7 protein-coding genes are annotated in these 7,215 nt (G+C 71.6%); 4 read left to right on the top strand and 3 right to left on the bottom strand.

All coding sequences use genetic code 11. From position 1 onward, the window contains the following. From AWZ10_RS00170 to AWZ10_RS00185, 4 genes are all read left to right on the top strand, one after another. Positions 1 to 277, top strand: a 277-nt coding sequence (locus AWZ10_RS00170) for a glycine cleavage T C-terminal barrel domain-containing protein (protein WP_279616610.1), incomplete at its 5' end; no start/stop codon positions are given. A gap of 172 nt (positions 278 to 449) precedes the next feature. Continuing rightward, positions 450 to 827, top strand: coding sequence for a glycine cleavage system protein GcvH (gcvH, locus tag AWZ10_RS00175; RefSeq protein WP_037695734.1), 378 nt, complete (start codon positions 450 to 452; stop codon positions 825 to 827). A gap of 18 nt (positions 828 to 845) precedes the next feature. Further along, on the top strand, positions 846 to 2,111 hold the full coding sequence (gene glyA / locus AWZ10_RS00180; protein ID WP_060890129.1) for a serine hydroxymethyltransferase: 1,266 nt from the start codon (positions 846 to 848) through the stop codon (positions 2,109 to 2,111). A gap of 110 nt (positions 2,112 to 2,221) precedes the next feature. Beyond that, a complete protein-coding gene (locus AWZ10_RS00185; protein WP_060890130.1) occupies positions 2,222 to 3,589 on the top strand; it encodes an L-serine ammonia-lyase in 1,368 nt (455 codons plus the stop codon). On the opposite strand, the gene AWZ10_RS00190 is transcribed toward AWZ10_RS00185, so the two are convergent. The 3 genes from AWZ10_RS00190 to AWZ10_RS00205 all read right to left on the bottom strand — a co-directional run. Continuing rightward, the gene (locus AWZ10_RS00190; protein WP_060890131.1) at positions 3,586 to 3,798 is read right to left on the bottom strand and encodes a hypothetical protein; all 213 of its coding nucleotides are present in this window, start codon (positions 3,796 to 3,798) and stop codon (positions 3,586 to 3,588) included. The two genes, AWZ10_RS00185 and AWZ10_RS00190, sit on opposite strands and share 4 nt — an antisense overlap. A gap of 390 nt (positions 3,799 to 4,188) precedes the next feature. After that, positions 4,189 to 4,797, bottom strand: coding sequence for a sarcosine oxidase subunit gamma (locus AWZ10_RS00200; protein ID WP_060890132.1), 609 nt, complete (start codon positions 4,795 to 4,797; stop codon positions 4,189 to 4,191). Next, positions 4,790 to 7,215: glycine cleavage T C-terminal barrel domain-containing protein (locus AWZ10_RS00205; RefSeq protein WP_060890133.1), on the bottom strand; the 2,426-nt coding region annotated here is incomplete at its 5' end. The genes AWZ10_RS00200 and AWZ10_RS00205, both read right to left, overlap by 8 nt.

Raw genomic sequence — 7,215 nt, forward strand, 5'->3', positions numbered from 1 at the left:
CGAGCGCGCCGCCTCGGCCCCGCCGCGCGTCCTCGTCGGCCTGGTCGCCGAGGGTCGCCGGGTGCCGCGCGCCGGATACCCGGTCGTCGCCGACGGCGAGGTGATCGGAGAGGTCACCTCCGGCGCTCCCTCCCCGACGCTGGGCAGGCCGATCGCCATGGCGTACGTCGACGCCACGCACGCCGCGCCGGGCACGGCCGGTGTGGGCGTGGACATCCGGGGCAGCCACGAGCCGTACGAGGTCGTGGCGCTGCCGTTCTACAAGCGGCAGAAGTGACACCTTCGTAGTCGTCCGCCCGTAGTCGTATGCGTGGTCGTGCACGTAGTCGTTCACAAGCGGCACCCGTGCGGACCCCGAGAGTGACACTGGGCACATCCGCGCTGCTCAACAGCGGTTTCAGCAGTCCCCCCTTCCTCACCACTCCCCCGCGTACAGGAGAATTCAGGCCATGAGCAACCCCCAGCAGCTGCGTTACAGCAAGGAGCACGAGTGGCTGTCGGTCGCCGAGGACGGCGTCTCGACGGTCGGCATCACGGAGTTCGCGGCGAACGCGCTCGGCGATGTCGTCTACGCCCAGCTTCCCGAGGTGGGCTCCACCGTGGCCGCGGGCGAGACCTGCGGCGAACTGGAGTCCACGAAGTCGGTCAGCGACCTGTACTCACCGGTCTCCGGTGAGATCACCGAGATCAACGAGGACGTCGTCAACGACCCGTCGCTGGTGAACACCGCCCCGTTCGAGGGCGGCTGGCTGTTCAAGGTACGTGTCGCGCAGGAGCCGGACGACCTGCTCACCGCCGACGAGTACGTCGCCCACACCGCCGGCTGAGAAGACGAGGTCGTACGCATGTCGCTTCTGAACACGCCCCTGCACGAGCTGGACCCGGAGGTCGCCGCCGCCGTCGACGCCGAGCTGCACCGCCAGCAGTCCACCCTGGAAATGATCGCCTCGGAGAACTTCGCTCCCGTCGCGGTCATGGAGGCCCAGGGCACCGTCCTGACCAACAAGTACGCCGAGGGCTACCCCGGCCGCCGCTACTACGGCGGCTGCGAACACGTCGACGTCACCGAACAGATCGCCATCGACCGCCTCAAGGACCTCTTCGGCGCCGAGTACGCCAACGTCCAGCCCCACTCCGGCGCCTCCGCCAACCAGGCCGCCCTCTTCGCCCTCGCCCAGCCCGGCGACACCATCCTCGGCCTCGACCTCGCCCACGGCGGCCACCTCACCCACGGCATGCGCCTGAACTTCTCCGGCAAGCAGTTCAACGTCGTCGCCTACCACGTGGACACCGCCACCGGCCTCGTCGACATGGCCGAACTGGAGAAGCTCGCCAAGGAACACCGCCCCAAGGTGATCATCGCCGGCTGGTCGGCGTACCCCCGCCAGCTGGACTTCGCCGAGTTCCGCCGCATCGCCGACGAGACCGGGGCCCATCTCTGGGTCGACATGGCGCACTTCGCGGGCCTGGTCGCCGCCGGACTGCACCCCAACCCCGTCGAGCACGCGGACGTGGTCACCTCCACCACCCACAAGACCCTCGGCGGCCCGCGCGGCGGCATCATCCTGGCGAAGAAGGAGTTCGCGAAGAAGCTGAACTCCTCCGTCTTCCCCGGCTTCCAGGGCGGTCCGCTGGAGCACGTGATCGCGGCGAAGGCGGTGTCCTTCAAGGTCGCCGCGAGCGAGGAGTTCAAGGAGCGCCAGCGCCGCACGGTCGAGGGCGCGCGGATCCTCGCCGAGCGGCTGACGGCGGCCGACGCCCGCGAGGCCGGCGTCGACGTCCTGTCCGGCGGCACGGACGTCCACCTCATCCTGGTCGACCTGCGCGCCTCCGAGCTGGACGGGCAGCAGGCCGAGGACCGTCTCCACGAGGTCGGCATCACGGTCAACCGCAACGCCGTCCCCAACGACCCGCGTCCCCCGATGGTGACCTCCGGGCTCCGCATCGGCACCCCCGCCCTCGCCACCCGCGGCTTCACCGCCGAGGACTTCACCGAGGTCGCCGACGTCATCGCCGAAGCCCTCAAGCCGTCCTACGACGCCGAAGCCCTCAAGACCCGGGTCAAGGCACTGGCCGACAAACACCCGCTCTACCCGGGGCTGGGGAAGTAACCCGGGCGTCATCGGTACGTAGTCCTGCTTTTCCGGGGCGCCGCGCACACTGTGGAGTGAGCGCGGTGCCCCACCCCCTGCACCGCCCTCCCCCGTTCTGAGGAGTCACCGTGGCCATCTCGGTCTTCGACCTGTTCTCGATCGGCATCGGCCCGTCCAGCTCCCACACGGTCGGCCCGATGCGCGCCGCCCGCATGTTCGCCCGACGGCTGCGCAACGAGGAGCTGCTCGCGGGCGTGGCCTCGGTGCGCGTCGAGCTGTACGGCTCGCTGGGCGCCACCGGTCATGGCCACGGCACCCCCAAGGCCGTGCTCCTGGGCCTGGAAGGCGCCTCACCGCGCACGGTGGACGTCGAGTCGGCCGACGAGCGGGTGGAGGCGATCAAAGAGGCGGGCCGCATCCGCCTCCTGGACGACCACGAGATCCCCTTCTCCTTCGACAAGGACCTGGTCCTGCACCGCCGCAAGACGCTGCCGTACCACGCCAACGGCATGACCGTCTGGGCCTACGACGCGGCGGGCACCGAGCTGTTGTCGAAGACGTACTACTCCGTCGGCGGCGGCTTCGTCGTCGACGAGGACGCGGTCGGCGCGGACCGCATCAAACTCGACGACACGCCCCTCAAGTACCCCTTCCGCACGGGTGACGAGCTGCTCCGCGTGGCGAAGGAGACGGGTCTGTCGATCTCCGCGCTGATGCTGGAGAACGAGCGGGCCTGGCGCAGCGAGGACGAGATCCGTTCCGGTCTCCTCGACATCTGGCGCGTGATGCAGGCGTGTGTCTCCCGCGGTATGTCCCGCGAGGGCATCCTGCCCGGCGGTCTGCGCGTACGCCGCCGCGCGTCCATGTCGGCCCGTCAACTACGGGCGGAGGGCGACGCGTTGGCCCGCTCCATGGAGTGGATCACGCTCTACGCGATGGCGGTGAACGAGGAGAACGCGGCCGGCGGCCGGGTCGTGACGGCCCCCACGAACGGCGCGGCCGGCATCATCCCCGCCGTCCTGCACTACTACGTCAACTTCGTCCCGGGCGCGGACGAGGACGGAGTCGTGCGGTTCATGCTGGCCGCCGGCGCCATCGGCATGCTCTTCAAGGAGAACGCCTCCATCTCCGGCGCCGAGGTCGGCTGCCAGGGAGAAGTCGGCTCCGCCTGCTCCATGGCCGCCGGAGCCCTCGCCGAAGTCCTCGGCGGCTCCCCCGAACAGGTCGAGAACGCCGCCGAGATCGGCATGGAACACAACCTCGGCCTCACCTGCGACCCCGTCGGCGGCCTCGTCCAGATCCCCTGCATCGAACGCAACGGCATGGCCGCCGTGAAAGCCGTCACGGCGGCCAGGATGGCCCTACGCGGCGACGGTCGCCACCACGTCTCCCTCGACAAGGTCATCAAGACCATGAAGGACACCGGCGCCGACATGAGCGTCAAGTACAAGGAGACGGCGCGGGGCGGGCTCGCCGTGAACATCATCGAGTGCTAGGGGAATCGGACCTGACCAGTACGTTCGTGGCCGTGCGGGTCGTGGAGCCAGCCAGGCTCGGTGACTGTCCGGGTGAGTACCGCGCCCAGTGCGAAGACGTCGCTCGCCGTTCCGACCCGCTTGCCGGTCAGCTGCTCGGGCGACATGAACCCCGGTGCGCCCGCGACCGTGCCGGTGCGGGTGAGCGCGCCGGCGGCCTCGCCCGCCACTCAGGCGTAACTGCCCAGGACCGACGGGTGGTCGCCGGCGGGCACGCGGAGCAGGATCTCGGCCCGCTGCTCGGCGCGGCGGAACGCTGCCGACGCCAGTTGGGACTTGCCGACGCCGCCCGCGCTGCCCGCGAGCGGATCTGCCGGACGGTTGCTTCTCGCGAGCCCGCGTCGATGCTCTCGGCCGACCCGTCACGCCGCCGCAGTGCGGTGGCGTGACTCGGCGGACGGCCGATCACGATCTGCGGCCGCGGCCGCTGCTGTCCAGGGGCGGGGCTGCTCCGCCCGAACCGGAGGTGTCGCGCCCGGCGCCGACGAGGCGGACAGAGGGACCGTTGCTCCGCCGGTCGGCTCCTCCGGCAGGGTGCACGAGGCGCACACGTCGTGGATTCAGGCCGGCAGGTACTCCGTCGCCGCGTCCAGCAGCCAGTCCGTCAGGTAGTCGGCGAAGGATGAGCGGACCAGTACCCAGAAGCCGGACGCGGGTTCGTCACGGGCGATCAGGATGATCTGGGTGCGTCCGAGGGTGGTCTGGGCGCAGCGGCCGGCGCCGAAGGCACGTGGGTGCAGGTCCAGGGCGCAGCCGTGGGACAGAAGGTCGCGGGCGTGGGGGCCTGCGACGAGGAGGGTGGTGCGCTGGGCGGAGACGTCGGTGACGGAGATGGGCTCGTCCCCGGCGGCCGTTCGGATCCGGCCCTCCAGGTCGTGCGCACTGCCGGGCGGGCCCACCAGCAGCCATTCGTCCGGGCCCAGCCACAGCGCGGTCAACTGCCCCGCGCGTACGACGGTGTTGGGTTCGAGCGGGAGTGGGAGGTCGAGGGCGAGGCCGATGGCGTCGGCCGCCGCTCCCTTGGCGTCGAGACGGATGTCGAGCTGGGTCAGGAAGGGGAGTTCGGCCAGGCGGACCGCGCCCCGGGAGGTGCGGGTGGCGGTGGCCAGGCGGGCGGCGGCGTGGGCCAGGGGGCTGCGGGGCGGGGCGGTGAGTGCGGTGTCAGCCATCGCGACGGGCTCCCTCGGGGTCGTAGAGGACGGGGCTTGCGACGGTCACCGGGACCAGCCGGTCGCCGACGGGGGCGTACAGCCGCTCGCCGATGCGGTCCCGGCCGCCCTTGATCAGGGCGAGCGCGAAGGTCCGGCCGAGGGCGGCGCTGCGGTAGCTGGAGGTGACGTGGCCGAGCATCGGGACGGGCGGGGCGGGCAGGACGCTGTCGGCGACCAGGTGGGTGCCCTCGGGGAGGAAGGTGCCGGGGTCCTCCGGGAGCAGGCCGACGAGGTGCTTGCGGTCGGCGCGGAGGGTGTCGGCGCGGGCGTAGGAGCGCTTGCCGATGAAGTCGGGCTTCTTCTTCGAGACGACCCAGCTCATGCCGAGGTCCTGGGGGGTGACGGTGCCGTCGGTGTCCTGGCCGATGATGGGGTAGCCCTTCTCGGCGCGCAGGACGTGCATGGTCTCGGTGCCGTACGGGGTGATGCCGTACGGGGCTCCGGCCTCGTACAGCGCCTGCCACAGGGTGAGGGCGTCCCACGGTGACACGTTGATCTCGTAGGCGAGTTCGCCGGAGAAGCTGATCCGGCAGACCCGGGCCTCGATGCCGGCGACGGTCGCCCCGCGCCAGGCCATGAACGGGAAGTCGTCGTTGGACACGGCCAGTTGGGGTGCGAGGGTGCCGAGGACGTCGCGGGAGCGGGGGCCGACCAGGGCGACGGTGGCCCACTGTTCGGTCACGGACGTGCAGTGGACCTTCAGCTCGGGCCACTCGGTCTGCAGCCACTCCTCCATCCAGTCCAGTACGGCGGCCGCGTTGCCGGTGGTCGTGGTGACCAGGAAGCGGTCCTGGGCCACGCGGATGACCGTGCCGTCGTCGAAGAGCATGCCGTCCGGGCGGCACATGACGCCGTAGCGGATCATGCCGACCTTCAGGGTGCTCATCATGTTCGTGTAGAGCCGGTCGAGGAGGACGGCGGCGTCCGGGCCCTGGACGTCGATCTTGCCGAGGGTGGAGGCGTCCATGAAGGCGACGCCTTCGCGGGCGGCGGCGCACTCGCGCAGCACGGCGCTCTCCATGGTCTCGCCGCCTTGCGGGTAGTACCAGGGGCGCTTCCACTGGCCGACGTTCTCGAACAGGGCGCCGTGCGCGACATGCCACTCGTGGACGGCGGTCGTGCGGACCGGATCGCTCAGAGCGCCGCGGTCACGGCCTGCGAGCGCCGCGAAGGACACCGGCGTGTACGGCGGCCGGAACGTGGTCGTGCCGAGCGCGGAGATGTCCACACCGAGCAGTTCGGCGACCACGCCGCTGGCCAGGACACCTGAGGTCTTGCCCTGGTCGTTGGCGGTGCCGGCCGTGGTGTAGCGCTTGGTGTGCTCCACCGAGCGCATGCCGGCGCCGGTCGCGCGGGTCAGGTCGTCGACGGTGACGTCTCGTTGGAGGTCGACGAAGCGGGGTGCGCCTGAGGCGTCCGGCACGACGTAGACATGCATGGGCGGAGTCGGCCGGGGCGGTGCGGCCACGTCCGGGAGGCGGGGGGACTCCGGGGTGTAGCCCTCGGCCTCGATCGCGCGCGCACCGGCGGCGGCGCCCTGTGCGAGAACCCCGGCGAGGTCGAACTCTCCGCTCGCGCCGCCCGCCACCTCGACCGCCTGACGGCAGGTGTCGGGGACGAAGGAGCCGAGCGTCTCGTCGTGGCGCAGTCTGCCCCCCGCCTGGCTGAACAGGTGCGCGACCGGGTTCCAGCCGCCGGAGACCAGCAGGAGGTCGGCGGCGAACCGCCGCTGCTCCGCGGGTTCTCCGTGCGGGGCGGCGGTCACGGCGGTGAGGCGCGGGCCGCCCTCGGTGCCGGTGACGGCGTGCCCGGCCAGCACCTCGATGCCGGCCTCCTGGGCGCGCCGCGCCCACTCCCCCTGTTCGGGGCGGGTGTCGACGATCGCCGTGATGTCCACGCCCGCCGCGGCGAGGTCCAGAGCCGCCGCGTAGGCGCTGTCGTTGGTCGTGAAGACGACCGCCCGGCGGCCCGGCAGGACGCCGTGGCGGTTGGCGTACGTGCGGGCCGAGGCGGCCAGCATCACGCCGGGGCGGTCGTTGTCCGCGAAGGCGAGAGAGCGTTCGTGGGCGCCGGTGGCGAGGACGACTCGGCGGGCCCGGATGCGCCAGACGCGTTCGCGGGAGACGTGTCCGGGAGCGGCCGCGCCCAGGTGGTTGGTGCGGCGTTCCACGGCGAGGAGGTGGTTGTCGTCGTAGTAGCCGAAGACGGTGGTGCGGCGCAGTACGCGGACCTCCGGGGCGGTGTCGAGGCGTCCGGCGGTCTCTTCGGCCCAGTCGAGGTGTTCGCCGGTGCCCAGGAGGCTGCCGCCCAGGTGTGGTTGGTCGTCGGCGAGGATGACTCGGGCGCCGCTGTTCGCGGCCGCCGCGGCGGCGGCGA

The sequence above is a fragment of the Streptomyces europaeiscabiei genome, assembly GCF_001550375.1.
In the GTDB taxonomy this organism is placed as follows: domain Bacteria; phylum Actinomycetota; class Actinomycetes; order Streptomycetales; family Streptomycetaceae; genus Streptomyces; species Streptomyces europaeiscabiei.

Bases quoted from the DNA above. Each gene is read 5' to 3' on its own strand.
- gcvH (WP_037695734.1), top strand. From the start codon at position 450: ATGAGCAACCCCCAGCAGCTGCGTTACAGCAAGGAGCACGAGTGGCTG.
- glyA (WP_060890129.1), top strand. From the start codon at position 846: ATGTCGCTTCTGAACACGCCCCTGCACGAGCTGGACCCGGAGGTCGCC.
- AWZ10_RS00200 (WP_060890132.1), bottom strand. From the start codon at position 4,797: ATGGCTGACACCGCACTCACCGCCCCGCCCCGCAGCCCCCTGGCCCAC.